The following is a 15,791-nucleotide window of genomic DNA, read 5'->3' on the forward strand; positions in this document are numbered from 1 at the left end:
CGCGTGTGTGCTTGCAGCAGTGCCCGATTTGAAACAGAGCTCGTTGCGATGGCCGGTGCATTTGGCTTTTTCTTATGATGAAGAGGTGGGCTGTTTGGGTGTTCGCCCCATGCTAGCAAACTTAGCCCAGCGTGATCTAGCTTTTAAAATGTGCTTGATTGGTGAGCCTACGCAGTTAAAGCCTGTATTGGGACACAAGGCTAAATTAGCCATGCGCTGCCAAGTAAAAGGGGCGGCGTGTCACTCGGCCTATGCGCCGTATGGGGTAAATGCGATTGAATATGCCGCTCAGCTTATTGGAAAACTAGGAGAGATAGCAGCCGAGCAGGCGCAGCCGCAATATCACGATTCGCGATTTGATCCCCCATTTTCCACCATTCAAACTGGATTGATCCAGGGTGGGCGCGCGTTGAATATTGTGCCAGAGGAGTGTGAGTTTGATTTTGAGGTACGAGCGTTACCTGATTTTGATGCAAAAACGGTAGCGCACACTTTACAAACCTATGCCGAACAAGAGCTTTTACCCAAAATGCGCGCCGTTCAAGCTGACACGCATATTGTGCTAGAAGAGTTAAGCGCTTACCCAGGATTGGTTACGGCTAAAGATAGCGAAGTGGCGGCTTTAATCGCAAGCTTATGTGAATCTGAGGAATTCGGGACAGTGGCTTTTGGTACAGAGGGCGGGCTTTTTCATCAAGCAGGGATCCCCACGGTGGTGTGTGGGCCTGGGAGTATGGACCAAGGTCACAAACCAGACGAGTTCGTCAGCATAGAGCAACTAGCGCGTTGCGATCAAATGCTACAGCGGCTTATCATTTATTTAACTAACCCAAAAACCACATAAAAAAGACCGCAAAAGCGGTCTTTTTTGTATTCGGTGGTGCCCAAGGCCGGAATCGAACCGGCACCCCTCTCGGGATCGGATTTTGAGTCCGACGCGTCTACCAATTCCACCACTTGGGCACGTACTGCATGTGTTTGGTAGCAGCTAAAGACGTAATTATATGGGCAGTGGGAAAAATAAGCAAGAAAGATTTGCTGATAAAGAACAAAGCGTCGCCACGGTATTGCCCACGCTCTGCACGTGTTCACTCTACAAACTTTTTGGGGTTTCTGTCTAACTAATGGAAAAAAAGTTAGGGTTAACTCTAGGTGCTTGTTCATGTGTTGAACGTCTTGTTTTTTTTTGTTGTTAACCGCTTTCTCTGAGGTGTGTAATCTAAGAGTTATAAGACCTAGTCATTTTATTTCCCTGATTGAAGGGTTCAGTTAGGGTAGATAACTGCATTTAAATTGGAGATGGTGTACATGAAACGCTTTGTCGCTGCTTGTATTGGTGCATTGGTGGTTGGATTTAGTGGGCCAGCGCTGGCTACGAAGCCGACTGTACTGAAGTTTTCTAACTTTGCGGGGCCTACAGCCTATTTAACTAAAGGGATGTTTGAGCCCTTGTTTAAAGACATTGAGGCAGACGCCGAGGGCACACTTAAAATTCAAATGTACTCGGGTGGAAGTTTAGTAAAAGCCGAAGACTCATTTGACGCTGTACGTCGAGGTCTCGTTGATATGGCATGGGGAGTTACTGGTTATACTCCAGGACGTTTTAAAGTGGCGGATATTCCTGAGATTCCATTTGAGGCAAAGACGCTTCTTGAGGCCTCATCAGGTGTGTGGGCTTTATATGAAAATGGGCTGATGGATGGCTTTGATGATGTGTATGTGTTTGGAATGGTTTCCTCTGGGATTCTGACGGCACACTCTGTCAAAGAGATAAAAAGTCTTGATGATTTTAAAGGGGAGCGTATTCGTGCCGCTGGACCCTTGGCATCCGCTTCAGTTGAGGCGTTAGGTATTATCCCTGTTGGTTTGCCCGTGCCGCAAACGGCAGAAAATTTATCTAAGCGTACATTAACGGGTAGTTTAAACGATTGGAATGCTGTATTTACTTGGCAAGTTTTGGACTTTGTTAAATGGCACATTGATGCGCCATTAGGGTCAAGCTCAGTCTTTGTTGTTATTAATAAGAAAAAATTTGACCGTTTACCCGAGGCAGCTAAAGCCTCTTTACAGAAGCATGGCGGCAAAAATTTTGTAGCACGATGGTCAGAGGGTTTGGGTAATGAGAATGAGCGATTAAAGCAAGAGCTACTTAAGCGTGATGATCACGTTATCATCACGCCAAGTGAAGAGGACATTGATCGTTGGAAAGCCGCTGTTGCACCCGTAGTACAAAAATGGATCACTACTATCCCTGAAGGTGAGCGTGTTTGGGAAGTATATACCCAGACGATTGCAGATGTACGAGCTAAACAATGAAAGTAATACAGGAGAACACCGAGCGCTTACGGCGCTTGGTGCTTGAAGGGAATGGCTCCGCTTTAATGCGTTTGAGCCTTTTTTTAGCCATCATCGTCTTAGTTGGCTTGATTGTGCTGGCTGCTGCCACCTTAGTGGACATTGCATTACGCGCTTTTAGCTCTTATACCGTTCGAGGATTGTTTGAGCTGAGTGGTCTATTTATGGCCATTATTATTGCGGGTTTGATGAGCCTGGTTTTTTTGCAGCGCCGTAACATCCGTGTTGATGTGATGCGGAAAGTGGCAGGAGACAACCAGTTAGGTGTTCAGCTTATTTGTGCATTAAGTGAGGTCGTTGTTTTTGTTGGGCTAGCGGTGGTTTTAGGATTCCGTGCTTGGGATGCTTACGAGTATGGGGAAAAAACCATGGTTGTAGGCTGGTCCACCACAGGACTGTGGGTAACGGCTTGCGTTGTTATGTCGATAGGCGCGTTATTAGCAGTTATAAGGCATATCGCTCAATGGGGACGTCTCTTTGCAACTAAGGCTTATGCTGTGCCAGGCTTTTGGCGTAGTTTAAGTGTCATTATCGGTGCTTTTGCTTTAGCGGCTCTATTGCTTGTACTGTATTTAAACGAAGATACAAGTCCTAGCACCCAAGCCGGAATTGGGTTTTTAGCTTTATATATCCTCATTGCTGCTCAAGTGCCAATCGGTGTGGCGTTAGCTTTATTAGGCGTGGCAAGCTTAGCTTTGACTTTAGGAGCAGAGCAGGCGTTAGTTATTGCGCAAAATGAAGTCGGCAGAGCATTAACAAGTATCGATATGGCCGCGATTCCCTTATTTCTGTTAATGGGGAATTTTGCGACATGGGCAGGGTTATCTGGTGATATTTTTAAAGCTGGTACCGCTTTAGTAGGTTCAACTCGTGGTGGTTTGGCCATTGCCTCCGTATCGGGATGTGGTGGGTTTGGGGCTATTAGTGGCTCATCGATTGCTACGACGGCTACTTTTGGCAAAGTGGCTTTTGCGGAAATGGAAAAGCGTAATTATGCTCATAGTCTTGCTGCTGGCTGTATAGCGGCAGGGGGAACATTAGGGGCTTTAATACCACCTTCCGTCGTATTAATTGTTTACTGTGTGGTGGTTGAAGAGTCCATTCAGGTCGCTTTTCAGGCAGCGTTATTACCAGGGCTACTTGCCTTGAGTATGTATGTGATTGCGATCATGATCGCCGTGCGCCTAAAACCAGAGCTTGCTCCTAACGTGGATAAGTTTGATTGGCCCTATGCACGTAAGGCGCTAATTCAGGCTTGGCGTCCTACGCTACTGTTTTTGTTAGTGCTGGGTGGGTTATATGGTGGAATTTTCACGACACAAGAGGCCGCATCAGTAGGGGCTATTCTCGCTTTCTTTTTTGCAGTGACTTCGCCCGACTTCACGTGGGTTAAATTTAAAGAATCATTAATTGATACAGCAATTAATTCGGGTGCGATCTATGTGATTTTTATGGGAGCCAATATCTTTGCTAGCTTTATGAGTTTTAGCGATGTGGCAAGCCTGATATTAGATCTAGTGAATTTAGAAACAACGCCCCACTGGTTAATTCTACTTGCTCTGGTTTTGATTTATCTATTACTTGGGACAGTATTTGATACATTGGCCGCCGTTTTAGTTACTACGCCACTAGTTGTACCGTTAATTTTAGGGATGGGGTATGACCTGATTTGGTGGGGTGTAGTGACTTTATCCTTGGTAGAAATTGGCATGATCACACCACCATTGGGAATGAATGTTTTTGTTATGCGTAGCGTTGTTGGGGAGCGCTTAGAGCTAGCGACGATTTTCCGTGGTGTAGTGCCCTTTTTGTTGGCTGACTTAGTGCGCATCACTTTATTAGTATGCTTCCCTATTATTACATTATGGCTACCTAGCCTTTTAAGTTCCTAGTAAAGGTAGAGCAATGAGTAAAAGACGAGTTTTAGTCGTAGGCTCAGGTCGAGGTATTGGTGCAGCTACGGCGAGATTACTAGCGGAGCAAGGATATGAGTTGGTTTTAGCGGATCAAAACTTGTCCTTGCTTGCTGAGGTGGCGGAGTCCATTGGGGACGCGGTAGTGCATTATGAGGCCTTAGACATTAGTGATTATTCTGCCGTACAGAATATGTTTCTTAATTTAACAGAGCGTCAGTTGTTTTTGTCCTGTTTAGTTAATACGGCAGCGATTTCCCCTTTTTCTGAAAATGGGGGCCGGTTGTTGTTATATGACACCACTCCTGATCTTTGGGAGAAGGTTTTTGCGGTGAATACATATGGTACTTATGCCTTGAGTCGAGAGTTCATGGCGCATATTAAGGGGCGTGCTATTCAGCATGGGCGTGTGGTTAATTTAGCATCTACCGCCGCTCAATTAGGGGGGTATCAGTCTTGTACCGCCTATGTGGCAAGTAAAGCCGCGGTAATTGGCTTTACAAAAGCCTTGGCCCGTGAGTTAGCACCTTTGAATGTGACTGCCAATATTGTTGCGCCGGGGCTAATTGAAACACCTATGTTACGCGTGGGGGTGAAGCCAGAGAATGATGAGCAGGCTGTGGAGCTTGTTCCCTTAGCTCGAATTGGACAGGCTGAAGAGGTTGCTGCTGCGATTGCCTATTTGCTATCAGAGCAAGCTGGTTATGTAACAGGTACAACTTTAGATGTGAATGGTGGGTATTACATGGTTTAGCCATGTAGAGGAGAGAGAGGTGAAAATTTGGCATCAGTCCAGTGTGGACTTAGAAAACTATCCCGTTTATAAGGCTTCGTTAGCGAAACATTATGCTAAAGTAGCATCGCCTGGCACAGAGATTCATTTGCACGGCGTACCGGAGCAAATGTGGCATGGCATGTCACCGAGCGAGGTCATGCGCGTGCCTTACGCATACCATAAAGCAATGAGTGGGCAGCTTTTGCATAATGTATATCGGGCTGAGCAAGAAGGCTATGATGCTTTTGTCATCGGTACCTATACGGAGCCACTATTGCGAGAGTGCCGATCTTTAGTCGATATCCCTGTGATCTCTATGCCTGAAAGCACTGTATTGATCAGCTGCTCTATGGCAACAAAAATTGGTCTGGTGACTTTAAATGATGAAAACTTGTGGTTTTTGAAAAATGCGATGCATCGTCATCAGTTTGAGGGGAGAGTGAGTGGCATCTATGTAATTGAGCCACAACTGCCCGAGCGGGAAATGGATGCTGTATTTTTAAATCCCTCGGACTATATTGAAGCATTTTTACATACAGCAAGGCGAGCCATTAAGGAAGGCGCGGATTTAATTATCCCTGCTGAGGGGCTGGTTGCTGAAGTTCTAGCAGCTAATGATGTTTTTGAGGTGGATGGGGTTAGTATTTTAGATGGTGTTGGAGCCCCGCTGATGTATGCAGAAATGTTAGCTCGCTTACATAAATTGACGGGTCTGCATGCAGGTCGTCAATGGCACTATCGAAAGCCAAGTCCAGAACTCTTAAAACTATATCCAGCCAGCTTAGAATGATAGAGCAAGATCAAGAGTCTATTTATCCTCGAGTCCGCGCTTTAGAGCGTGGGCTTGAGTTAATTCGAGTGCTTGGCGAGATAGGGTGGGCGAGTCCAGGTGAGCTTGCCAAGCGAACAGGAATTCATCGTGCTACTGTTTACCGCTTACTACATACCCTAGAAGCCAACGGCTATGTTCATTGCCGGCCTGGAGACAGCCATTATTGTTTAACGACTCGTATTCGTAGCATAGCCGATGGAGTCAAAGATGAGGACTGGATCGCCCAAGTGATTAGTCCTTATTTGGGGAGGTTGTTGTCCCAAGTACAATGGCCCAGTGATTTTGCGACGTTTACGGGTGGCCATATTGTGATTCAGGAGTCTACGCACCGGTTTAGCCCTATGTCGGTCAACCGAGGAATGATTGGTAAGGCTCGCCCTTTACTACACTCCGCCTTAGGTATTGCTATTTTAAGCATGGTGTCGGACGATAGCCGCCAACGAATTCTTAACTTAACAGAGCTAGTGACGAATGAGCCGCTCACACAAGAAGACCATTATGCTCAGTTGATGCAAAGTATTCAAATTGCACGAGCGCGGGGATATGCAGAGTCCGCAGGGGGCACAGAGCCGAATATTAGTGCTATCGCCTCACCTGTTTGTTGGCGTAATCGTGTTGTCGGAGCGATTAATATCATGTTTTTTCGTCGTGCGATGACCCCTATTAAAGCTGCAGAACGCTACTTGGGCTACCTGCATGAATGCGTACGAGATATTGAACGTGAGCTTCATGATTTGCCCCTAGGAGAAAATTACGGGTGGCCTCGGCGTCGTGATTAAGAGATGCGCAGCCCTTCCTATAAAAAATCACAAAGCCTAGCGAGGGGTTTAGCGCTGTTACAAGCGTTGAGTACATTTGCCTTAGGGGCCGCGTCGATTAGTGAGCTTAGCCGTGCGACAGGAATACATCGCACAACGGTAAAACGTGTAGGCCCTCAGAGGAGTTAAAAAGTACGGTGTACGTAACCCCAGCTAGTGTAAAAAACAGGTGCTGGTGATGTTCGTGGTAGTACATTTTCCTAACCCCGAAAATAATCTATTGTGCTTACTTACACCAGGTATTAGGTAGATAGAGTTAACGCATTGTGATCAGCCTGACACTGATCTTAAAGCCCCCATATGAGGAGAACTGCAAGAGCAGCAAAACTAACAGGATAGAGTCGGATATTACGGCTTGCAAAATTTGCTTAAGCTTGCGAGGTTGTAATCGTTTTATCGTTGTCTTTTACTCTGCTGTGTTTTATGAAGCTTTCTACTTTTGGTTCCTATTCTCTTGCTCTGTGACAGGTTAGTTACGATATCCATGATAAACAGCTCCCATACCCATTATAATTAGGAAATCTCTATGGCTATCGTGTAGTCACGAAAAAGTTAGCTATCGCTTACATAATAGCTGGACCACAAATTTATCAGGGGCATAGACCATTTAATAGGTGGTTTGATGCTAATTAACCGTACATCATTTTGGGCAAGCCCAATACAATGTCAGGCACCATCACCACCAGCAAGATTGTTAGCAGTAACATTAAGAAGAATGGCAATGCCGCTTTGGATAAGAATAAAATATCTTTGCCCGTCATACCTTGAAGTACAAACAAATTTAAACCTACTGGTGGGGTTAATTGCCCCATTTCCACGACCAGTACCAAGTACACGCCAAACCAAATTGGGTCTAAACCTGCGGCCTGCACTGCTGGCAGCAGCACTGCGCTGGTCAACACCACGATGGAAATACCATCTAGGAAGCAACCTAGTACCATAAAGAACACCGTTAATGCCGCCAACAGCGCGTAGTTATTCAAGCCCAAATTACCAATCCAGCGTGCCAAATTCATAGGCAGGTTGGAATAGCCCATCGCAATGGTCAAGAACGCCGAACCTGCCAAAATCAACGCAATCATGGACGATGACAAGGTGGCAGCGACCAGACCGTCTTTGAAGGTTTTCCAGTTCAAATCACCAAAAACCCAGCTCAGCAGCAATGCAGTCACTACACCCACAGCAGCCGAATCGGTTGGGCTAGCCAAACCAGAATAAATAGAGCCAATCACACCCAAAATGAGCAGCGTCACGGGTAACAACGTACGCGTGGCTTTCATTTTTTGAGCAAAGCTCATGGGCGGATCTTTGGCCGGTACTTTGTCTTTATTCTTGGTAGACCAAATGGCGACATAGGTCATGAACAGCAAGATCACCAATACACCGGGCACCACACCAGCGATAAATAAGCGGGCGATGGACAGCTCGGCAGCCACACCGTACACAATCAAAATAATGGAGGGTGGTATTAACAAGCCTAAGGTGCCAGAGCCTGCAATCGTTCCCAAAATCAAGCTTTCATCGTAGCCACGCTGTTTGAGTTCAGGCACAGCGACCTTGGCCACTGTGGCGCATGTTGCCGCCGACGAACCACTTACCGCCGCAAAAATTCCTGACGCTAAAATTCCCACATGCCCTAAACCACCCGGTAGCGACCGCATCCACGGTGCTAACCCTGAAAACAAGTCTTGCGACATGCGTGAGCGAAATAGAATTTCACCCATCCAGATAAACAAGGGCAAGGCCGCAAGTGACCATTCTGCTGACGAACTCCAAATATTGGTTGCTAACACACTCACAATAGGGGCATTGGAAAACAGCAGTATGCCCACTATGCCTGTCACAAACAGTGCTATAGACACCCACAGTCCTATGGCTAGGCAGCCCAACAGCACGCCCATCATAATCAATGACATGGTTACATCAGACATTACAGCGCCTCCTCAGCAACCGAATCCGCCGCCAGCGCATCGCTGTGACCTGTACGTATAATTTCCTGCAGGGTGTCCAGTGCCGTGACCAAAAAGACAGCCGACCCCACACACAACACGCTTTGCGGTATCCACAAAGGCACTTTGACTAAACCGCTGGCACGGTCGCCCCACAAAAAGGACTCGTAGGCCAATACACCCAAGCTATAGGTAAACAACACACCCATCATTACCCCTAACAGCGCGATGATGGTCAGTGTGCCTCTACGTATAGGAGAAGGCAGCTTGGACTCCAGCAAGGTCACCCGTATATGTACGGCTTTGCGTAACCCCAAACCCAAGGATAAAAACGTGGCAAAACCCAGTGCATAACCTGAAAACAGCGAATAGGAAGGGATCAGCAAGCCAAAACTCTGATCAAAGAAACGAAGAGCCACGTAATCGATCGTATTGAAGATCACCTGACCAAAAACAATAGCGGCTATGCTCGCCAACGACAGTGCGGCTAAACCTGTACTGATCGTATAAAGGCCATCCAAGATTTTGCGCATGGCAGTTTGCCCACATCAAGGTGCCAGCGCAGGAATTACTGCGCTGGCGAATTACAGTCAGAAGTTAGTTTGCGCGGTAAGCCTCAAGCACGACTTCACCTTCGTCGCCGGCTTCTTTCGCCCACTCTGCTGCCATCTGCTCACCCACTTTATGTAGGGCAGCATTCAGCTCATCAGAGCCTGCACTCACTTTGATACCGTGCTGTTCCAATACATTACGCTGTGCAATGTGATCGGCTTCAGCCATTTCCCAACCGCGTTTTTCTGCAGCAGCAGCCGCATCTAACACCGCTTTCTGAGTGGCTTCATCCAAGCCATCAAACACACGCTGGTTCACCACCACAATGTTCTTAGGCAAGAATGCCGCCACATCATAGAAGTGCGTCAGGTAGTCCCACGCCGTGGTGTTCACACCAGTAGAAGTGGACGTAATCATCGCGTTCACACGGCCTGTGGTAAATGCTTGTGCTAAATCAGGCACTTCTACTTGTGTAGGCACCGCACCCGCCAATTGTGCTAGGCGTTCGGTTTGCGGGCTGTACGCGCGCATTTTAATACCTTTCAGATCTTCTATCTTTTCGATAGGGCGATCAGTGTACAGCCCTTGTGGAGGCCACGCTACCGAGAACAATACTTTCAGATTTTGGCGACCCAACAGGCGCTCCAGTTCAGGCTTGGACACCACGTACATCTTGGCTGCGTCATCAAAAGAGACCGCTACAAATGGTATGGAGTCCAACGCGAACATAGGGTTCTCATTCGCCAAATTAGAAATGATGAACTCACCCATTTCTATCTGTCGCGAACGAACCGCATTTTTGATTTCCTGGTGCTTGATCAATGAACCCGCGGGGTGCACATTGATTTTCAGCTCGCCGTTTGTGGCAGTTTCCACATCTTTAGCAAACTGCTGGATGTTTTGAGTGTGGAAGTTAACATCAGGATAAGGGGTGGCCATCTGCCACGTTGTTGCTGCATATGTAGTGGCGCAGGCTAGGGCCAATGCTGCACCTGCGACCATGCTTTTATAGGCGTTCATGGTTCCTCCGTTGTATGGAAAGTCGATCTTTAATATTATTAATAATATTATTGATAATATGAATCGTAGTGTAATATGCTTTAAATGCAATGTATATATTAGAATAAACCCTAAAATAGACAAAATCTAGAGTAAATATATAGATATTGATAGTAATATTGATAATTGGTAAGTCATCATAATAAGGAGAGCAAATGACTGTGCAACATGACATTCTTGTTGAAGGAAATTGTCTCAGTTTTAAAGGTGGATTCTTTGGTTTTTCGGCTGTGGTGTTAGTCAATGTAGATGGCCACAGCCCTATCTTGTTTGATACCGGCCATCACTCCACCCGACTGCTGTTGTTGAGTGCGTTAGCAGAACGCAACCTTAGACCTGCTGATATCAAAACAGTGTTTTTGTCGCACTTGCATTTCGATCACATCAACAACATTGATCTATTTCCTAACGCCACCATTTACGTCAGCTCGGCCGAATGGGCCTATTCCCAACATCCTCCCTCTGAAGATGTGTTTGGCAGTCAGGGCATGAACGAATACCTGCAGCGCCAAAACCTGCAACTCATCCACGAGCCTGAAGGTGAGCTGGCCTCCGGCCTGTTCTATAGACAAGCCCCCGGTCATACCACAGGCAGCTATCTATTGCACTTTGTAAACCCAGAAAATAAACGTGTAGTCTTAGCGGGCGATGCCTGTAAAACCTACCGCGAACTGGTTACACTGTCGGCTGCTAATGAATATGACCCAGGCCGCCAATCCAGTAAAACACTGCAGTGGATCGCCGATAACGCCGACATTGTCGTGCCAGGACATTTTCCTGAACTGCATCGCACACCACACGGCTGGATCTGGAACCAACCCTCGACGCTGGAATTGATTGTCCGATGAGTACTGAAACCCCTGCCCCATCTTCTGTAGAGCTAATCGTCCAAGAACTGGAGGCCGATATTATTTTCGGCCATCTGCGGCCTCATCAAGAGTTGATTGAAGACATGTTGATGGCACGCTTTGACGCCAAACGTCATGTTGTGCGCGCCGCCATTCAAGAACTGGTGGCGCGCCAAATCGTGGTGAAACCACGTTCTCGTTCTGCCCGCGTTAAAGACTTCACAACTCAAGAAGTAGAAGAGCTGTACCACCTGCGCGCTTTACTGCAAAAAGAAGCCGTCATGATCATGCCGTTTCCTGTGCCTGCTGCCAAGTTAGATGCATTGAAAACGTTACACATACAGTACGCAGCAGCCGTATCGGTTGGGGCGAATCCTCGGCTTATTCATCAAATGAATGATGAGTTCCATCGCCAGATCTTTGCACTGTGCGGCAATGAAACCCTGTGCAAAGCCATTGCTTTTTACACCGAGGCATCTAACCCCATACGCTCTTACGGTATGACCGATAGACAGTGGTTAGAACAAGCGACTTCTGAGCACGCAGCCATGGTAAATGCCATTGAGCAGCAAGACCGCACCACCTTGGCCCATCTTGTCGTAGAACACATGCAGCCCACACGACGACGTTGGGAATCCATGCGCGGCCAAAGCTAAGCACAAAGAATGTCACAGGAATCTCCCACCTATGAAATACGATTACCTCATTATTGGCGCAGGCATTGTTGGATCTGCGCTGGCTGCTGAAATCGTCAAACGCCGCCCCCAAGTCCGAGTGTTGGTGGCCGAGAAAGAAGCCAAACCGGCGTTTCACCAAACAGGCCGCAACAGTGGCGTAGTGCACTCTGGGGTGTACTACACCCCCGGTAGCTTAAAAACGCGTTTTTGTCGAGAAGGGTTAGGTGAAATCAAAGCCTTCTGTGCAGCCCGTAATATTGGCTATGAAGCTCGCGGCAAACTGTTGGTAGCAACGACACCTCAAGAACAAGAAAATCTGTACAAGCTTGAGCAGCGCGCCATCGAAAACGAGGTGCACACCGAACAACTTACCCAAGCTGACTTAGGTAGGTTAGAGCCCGCGATTACTGGGTTGGCCGCACTACGTATTCCAGAAACTGCCATTACTGACTACGCGAGCATCACCAAAGCTTTACTGGCCGATGTAGAAAACGCGGGCAGCACGGTGCTGCTTAACGCCCCGGTGACATCCGTCTCCCAAGTGGGTTCGGCCTACAGTGTACAAGCCGGTAATCAGCATATCAAAGTAGGGCACATTATTGCGTGTACGGGGTTAGCTTCGGACCGCGTTGCCCGCATGCTGGGCCTGGACCCAGGCATTAGGATTTTGCCGTTTCGTGGCGAATACTTTGTGTTGCCACCACACCTAAACAACGTTGTACACAGTCTGATTTACCCCGTACCCGACCCCACCTTGCCATTTTTAGGAGTACACCTTACACCTATGATTGATGGCACTATCACCGTAGGCCCCAACGCTGTTTTGGCCTTGGCGCGAGAAAAATACAGTCATTTCAGTGTAGACATGCGCGACGCGTGGTCTGCCTTGAGCTACTCTGGTCTGTGGAAAATGTTAGCCAAACACCCACGTGCCGTCTGGAATGAGCTTAAAAGCTCATTGTTCAAGCAAGTCTATCTGGATGCTGTGCGTAAGTATTGTCCCTCTGTGATCTTGTCTGACCTACGTGTTTACCGCAGCGCTAACCGCGCTCAAGCCGTACGCCCCGATGGTTCCTTAGTGGATGACTTTTTGATTAATCATTCAGGCGGCCTTACCGCTATTTTGAATGCGCCGTCTCCTGCTGCAACAGGTGCTATACCCATTGCACGTTATATTGCAGACGAGCTGGGTCTGTAAGCAATTAGCAACAGGACAAAATGGCGTGTAGAATGTTCTACACGCCATTTTGCTTTCTGCATCACCCACCACTACCTTTGTGCGTATGGTGCGGTTATCCTTAATGTGCGCTGTGTCTTTTTGTGCCTGCCATTTTTTGAAGGCATTCCTATTTGGATTTACCCTTAAGTGCAATGACTGTATTTCAAGGCTGTTATGCTGGGCAAAGATCAGTAATCAGGCCTTACTTATACCAATTTTGTGCATATCTAACTGCAGACACTTTGCGCCAATCTGGGTGGGCGGATTATCTTAATGGGGCATTGCATTTGGTCGCTTAGTAAGTATATGAATAGTTTTGATAAGGTTGAGCGACTCTAGGTACGCTTCATTGGCGCCGCGGTGATGGACTGCTAAACTTGATCGATGCCTGCTTGGTCTTTGCTCATTATTGGCCAATGGTATTTCCTCGCATTATTGAACTCTTATTTGCCAGTGGGATTCACATCCAATACGTCAACAGCATATTGAGGGCTGATCCTGTCGATGCATGCAGAGTACACCTGTATTTCAAACAGGCTTAATGCATGATGTGGGACGTTCCTGAGGGTTACCTTATGTAACAAGTTCGCAGCACGGGTTGCATAACCGTCTTTATAGGCTGTTAGCATTTTCAAATGTGCCTGATAAGAGCGTTCATGTTCAGCCGCTTCGGTCACGTGTTTACAAATTAACTTACCTTATTGAAGGTGTATATAGACAGTTATGAAACTGCGCATTCAACTTGCTCCATTGCTGCACATTATTCATCTGCTGATGGGCATCCAGCCAATCACGTGCATTCGATAAATTCTGTTAGGCTCGGTCAGCTCTAGCCCTCGGCGCTCAATCGCTACCCAACAACCATTTCACTTCTTAAGCAGCGCCTTTTCCGCCACTTCTATCGGATGTGTAATGCCGAACACGGCTGTATTCGTGGACACTGGATGTGTAGGGCTTTATACTCGATTAACCGTATCTTCTACTCTGCATTCAACTATCGACACCCTTTTCAGGTCGTTGGGCACCGCTTGCTGGGTTAATGACGAGGCTCAACTACATATCATTGCTGCCTTAAGTAGCAGCAGTCCTGCCTATTGAGACTTGTTTAGTGAGGCTCTGGCAGCTGAAAGCTAAAACTAGGGCTGGACCCTTTGTTAGCGCAACAATTAGTTGTATAAAACAGCTTAGGTGTTGACTCTCTTCAAGTAGTAGACCTCGATACTTTCGTTCAACTGCGTGAAGCCGTTTCCTCAGCAAACGCATTATCCATGTTACTACTTAAGTATTTAAGTATGTGCTTATCACCCAAGACGATATAAATAGTGATGCCACGGCCATTATATTCCACAGGCACATGCGGTAGATGGTCGCCGTTATTTTGTTGGCATGACAGTGGATTTTTAAGCGCCCTTAACACATACCACTTGTTTTAAAACATGTAGCACTTCGACGAGGTCTTTTTGATTATCCATGACCTCGTCAATGTTTTTGTAGGCGGCTGGCAGCTCATCAAGGACGGCGGCGTCTTTGCGGCATTCCACGCCTTCGGTTTGTGCGCGTAAATCGTCTACAGAAAAATGTTTGCGTGCAGCACTACGGCTAAATTTACGCCCCGCCCCATGGGCACAAGAGCAATAGGAGTCAAGATTCCCCTTGCCACGTACAATGTAGCTGCGCTGCCCCATGCTGCCTGGAATGACACCCAGATCGCCCTCGCGAGCACGAATGGCCCCTTTGCGAGTCACCCACAATTTGCGGCCAAAATGTTTCTCTTGCTCGACGTAATTATGATGGCAGTTAATGGCTTCTTGGGTGATTTGAAACGGTTTTTTTATATGACGGCGCATGGCGGCGATGGTTTTTTCCATCATGACACGTCGGTTTTCAAAAGCGTAATCTTGAGCCCATTGGACTGCTTCTACGTAGTCTTTAAAATCATCGCTGTCATCGGGTAGGTAAGCTAAATCATTGTCAGGGAGCTGGATACCAAATGCTTCCATGCGCTTTTTAGCTTTTTCGATAAAGTAGCGTCCAATCAGATTGCCAATGCCACGTGAGCCTGAGTGCAGCATGACCCAGACATCGTCATTTTGATCTAAGCAGATTTCAATAAAGTGATTGCCTGAACCTAGCGTTCCGATTTGTTTTTGGGCGTTATTTTTTTCTAAGCGCGGGTGTTTGGTGGTGATTTGCTGAAGGCGCTGTGCCAGCTCGGGATCAAATTTTGGCATGTTCTTATGTTTGTGCGCGCCTCCTGCTCCTAAAGGCACATCACGTTCAATTTGGTGGCGGATAGGGGCGAGGTTGTCAGGCAGATCAGTGGCTTTGAGTGAGAGGCGCACCGCATTGATGCCACAGCCAATATCCACACCAACGGCCGCCGGAATTACGGCGCTATCCGTTGCAATCACGCTGCCCACGGTGGCACCAATACCTACGTGTACATCCGGCATGGCGACAACCCCATGGCTATGAACAAAGGGGAGTTTAGAGATGTTTTTTAATTGCTCGAGTGCAGCTGGATCAATGTCATGAGTCCAGATTTTAATGGGGCGCGCGTTTTGTTCTTGAATGACCTGTTTCATGGTTTTATGGATGAATCAAGAGGGATAGGAGGGTGCGCTTGTTATTGTTGTTGCAGCTACCCATTGAGGCCTACAGTATAACGTAGCCTTGAAATGTATCGAATCACCCCCATTTAGCTAAGCAATGTGATTAACCCACTTGTTTAGAAAGAGTCATCATGAGTCAAGTCGAACAACAAAATGCGGAAACCCTTGGTTTTCAAACAGAG

At 47.2% G+C, this 15,791-nt stretch carries 14 protein-coding genes and 1 tRNA gene; 10 read left to right on the forward strand and 5 right to left on the reverse strand.

All coding sequences use genetic code 11. From position 1 onward, the window contains the following. Positions 1–844 (forward strand): M20/M25/M40 family metallo-hydrolase (locus Q1V74_RS04835; RefSeq protein ID WP_300647301.1); only part of this gene is annotated, 844 nt, incomplete at its 5' end. 34 nt (positions 845–878) lie between these two features. On the opposite strand, the gene Q1V74_RS04840 is transcribed toward Q1V74_RS04835, so the two are convergent. Continuing rightward, positions 879–963, reverse strand: a tRNA-Leu gene (locus Q1V74_RS04840). Positions 964–1,308: 345 nt separating this feature from the next. Between Q1V74_RS04840 and Q1V74_RS04845 the strand changes: the two genes are divergently transcribed. Genes Q1V74_RS04845 through Q1V74_RS11235 form a run of 6 tightly spaced genes read left to right on the forward strand, consistent with a single transcriptional unit; the run spans position 1,309 to position 6,822 of the window. Continuing rightward, positions 1,309–2,316 carry a TRAP transporter substrate-binding protein gene (locus Q1V74_RS04845; protein WP_300647302.1) on the forward strand — a complete coding sequence of 336 codons (1,008 nt, stop codon included), beginning with the start codon at positions 1,309–1,311 and terminating at the stop codon, positions 2,314–2,316. Continuing rightward, positions 2,313–4,247, forward strand: coding sequence for a TRAP transporter large permease subunit (locus Q1V74_RS04850; protein ID WP_300647303.1), 1,935 nt, complete (start codon positions 2,313–2,315; stop codon positions 4,245–4,247). The genes Q1V74_RS04845 and Q1V74_RS04850 overlap by 4 nt, the downstream gene beginning before the upstream one ends. A gap of 13 nt (positions 4,248–4,260) precedes the next feature. Next, the gene (locus tag Q1V74_RS04855; protein ID WP_300647304.1) at positions 4,261–5,022 is read left to right on the forward strand and encodes an SDR family NAD(P)-dependent oxidoreductase; all 762 of its coding nucleotides are present in this window, start codon (positions 4,261–4,263) and stop codon (positions 5,020–5,022) included. A gap of 19 nt (positions 5,023–5,041) precedes the next feature. Further along, positions 5,042–5,833, forward strand: a complete 792-nt coding sequence (locus Q1V74_RS04860; RefSeq protein ID WP_300647305.1) for an aspartate/glutamate racemase family protein — start codon at positions 5,042–5,044, stop codon at positions 5,831–5,833. Next, positions 5,830–6,654: an IclR family transcriptional regulator C-terminal domain-containing protein gene (locus Q1V74_RS04865; protein ID WP_300647306.1), complete on the forward strand. Its 825-nt coding sequence runs from the start codon at positions 5,830–5,832 to the stop codon at positions 6,652–6,654. The genes Q1V74_RS04860 and Q1V74_RS04865 overlap by 4 nt, the downstream gene beginning before the upstream one ends. A gap of 3 nt (positions 6,655–6,657) precedes the next feature. Then, entirely contained in the window at positions 6,658–6,822 is a 165-nt protein-coding gene (locus tag Q1V74_RS11235; protein WP_366524632.1) for a helix-turn-helix domain-containing protein, read from the forward strand. Between the two features lie 500 nt (positions 6,823–7,322). Here Q1V74_RS11235 and Q1V74_RS04870 read toward each other — a convergent pair whose 3' ends face one another. The 3 genes from Q1V74_RS04870 to Q1V74_RS04880 form a co-directional block, all read right to left on the reverse strand. Beyond that, a complete protein-coding gene (locus tag Q1V74_RS04870; protein ID WP_300647308.1) occupies positions 7,323–8,624 on the reverse strand; it encodes a TRAP transporter large permease subunit in 1,302 nt (433 codons plus the stop codon). Beyond that, positions 8,624–9,175 carry a TRAP transporter small permease gene (locus tag Q1V74_RS04875; RefSeq protein WP_300647310.1) on the reverse strand — a complete coding sequence of 184 codons (552 nt, stop codon included), beginning with the start codon at positions 9,173–9,175 and terminating at the stop codon, positions 8,624–8,626. The genes Q1V74_RS04870 and Q1V74_RS04875 overlap by 1 nt, the downstream gene beginning before the upstream one ends. A gap of 64 nt (positions 9,176–9,239) precedes the next feature. Continuing rightward, positions 9,240–10,214, reverse strand: coding sequence for a TRAP transporter substrate-binding protein (locus Q1V74_RS04880; protein WP_300647311.1), 975 nt, complete (start codon positions 10,212–10,214; stop codon positions 9,240–9,242). Between the two features lie 194 nt (positions 10,215–10,408). Here Q1V74_RS04880 and Q1V74_RS04885 point away from each other — a divergent pair, with 194 nt between their 5' ends. Genes Q1V74_RS04885 through lhgO form a run of 3 tightly spaced genes read left to right on the forward strand, consistent with a single transcriptional unit; the run spans position 10,409 to position 12,976 of the window. Further along, a complete protein-coding gene (locus Q1V74_RS04885) occupies positions 10,409–11,101 on the forward strand; it encodes an MBL fold metallo-hydrolase (RefSeq protein WP_345370509.1) in 693 nt (230 codons plus the stop codon). Continuing rightward, positions 11,098–11,757, forward strand: coding sequence for a GntR family transcriptional regulator (locus Q1V74_RS04890; protein WP_300647313.1), 660 nt, complete (start codon positions 11,098–11,100; stop codon positions 11,755–11,757). The genes Q1V74_RS04885 and Q1V74_RS04890 overlap by 4 nt, the downstream gene beginning before the upstream one ends. Before the next feature lie 31 nt (positions 11,758–11,788). After that, positions 11,789–12,976 (forward strand): L-2-hydroxyglutarate oxidase, encoded by a 1,188-nt coding sequence (gene lhgO / locus Q1V74_RS04895; protein ID WP_300647314.1) that lies wholly within the window; start codon positions 11,789–11,791, stop codon positions 12,974–12,976. Positions 12,977–14,397: 1,421 nt separating this feature from the next. Here the strand turns inward: lhgO and Q1V74_RS04900 are convergent. Next, positions 14,398–15,582 carry an RtcB family protein gene (locus tag Q1V74_RS04900; RefSeq protein ID WP_300647316.1) on the reverse strand — a complete coding sequence of 395 codons (1,185 nt, stop codon included), beginning with the start codon at positions 15,580–15,582 and terminating at the stop codon, positions 14,398–14,400. Positions 15,583–15,791: the final 209 nt, after the last annotated feature.

This window comes from Paenalcaligenes sp. (assembly GCF_030152715.1).
Taxonomy (GTDB): Bacteria; Pseudomonadota; Gammaproteobacteria; order Burkholderiales; family Burkholderiaceae_B; genus Paenalcaligenes; species Paenalcaligenes hermetiae.

Bases quoted from the DNA above. Each gene is read 5' to 3' on its own strand.
- Q1V74_RS04845 (WP_300647302.1), top strand. From the start codon at position 1,309: ATGAAACGCTTTGTCGCTGCTTGTATTGGTGCATTGGTGGTTGGATTT.
- Q1V74_RS04850 (WP_300647303.1), top strand. From the start codon at position 2,313: ATGAAAGTAATACAGGAGAACACCGAGCGCTTACGGCGCTTGGTGCTT.
- Q1V74_RS04855 (WP_300647304.1), top strand. From the start codon at position 4,261: ATGAGTAAAAGACGAGTTTTAGTCGTAGGCTCAGGTCGAGGTATTGGT.
- Q1V74_RS04865 (WP_300647306.1), top strand. From the start codon at position 5,830: ATGATAGAGCAAGATCAAGAGTCTATTTATCCTCGAGTCCGCGCTTTA.
- Q1V74_RS11235 (WP_366524632.1), top strand. From the start codon at position 6,658: ATGCGCAGCCCTTCCTATAAAAAATCACAAAGCCTAGCGAGGGGTTTA.
- Q1V74_RS04870 (WP_300647308.1), bottom strand. From the start codon at position 8,624: ATGTCTGATGTAACCATGTCATTGATTATGATGGGCGTGCTGTTGGGC.
- Q1V74_RS04875 (WP_300647310.1), bottom strand. From the start codon at position 9,175: ATGCGCAAAATCTTGGATGGCCTTTATACGATCAGTACAGGTTTAGCC.
- Q1V74_RS04880 (WP_300647311.1), bottom strand. From the start codon at position 10,214: ATGAACGCCTATAAAAGCATGGTCGCAGGTGCAGCATTGGCCCTAGCC.
- Q1V74_RS04885 (WP_345370509.1), top strand. From the start codon at position 10,409: ATGACTGTGCAACATGACATTCTTGTTGAAGGAAATTGTCTCAGTTTT.
- Q1V74_RS04890 (WP_300647313.1), top strand. From the start codon at position 11,098: ATGAGTACTGAAACCCCTGCCCCATCTTCTGTAGAGCTAATCGTCCAA.
- lhgO (WP_300647314.1), top strand. From the start codon at position 11,789: ATGAAATACGATTACCTCATTATTGGCGCAGGCATTGTTGGATCTGCG.
- Q1V74_RS04900 (WP_300647316.1), bottom strand. From the start codon at position 15,582: ATGAAACAGGTCATTCAAGAACAAAACGCGCGCCCCATTAAAATCTGG.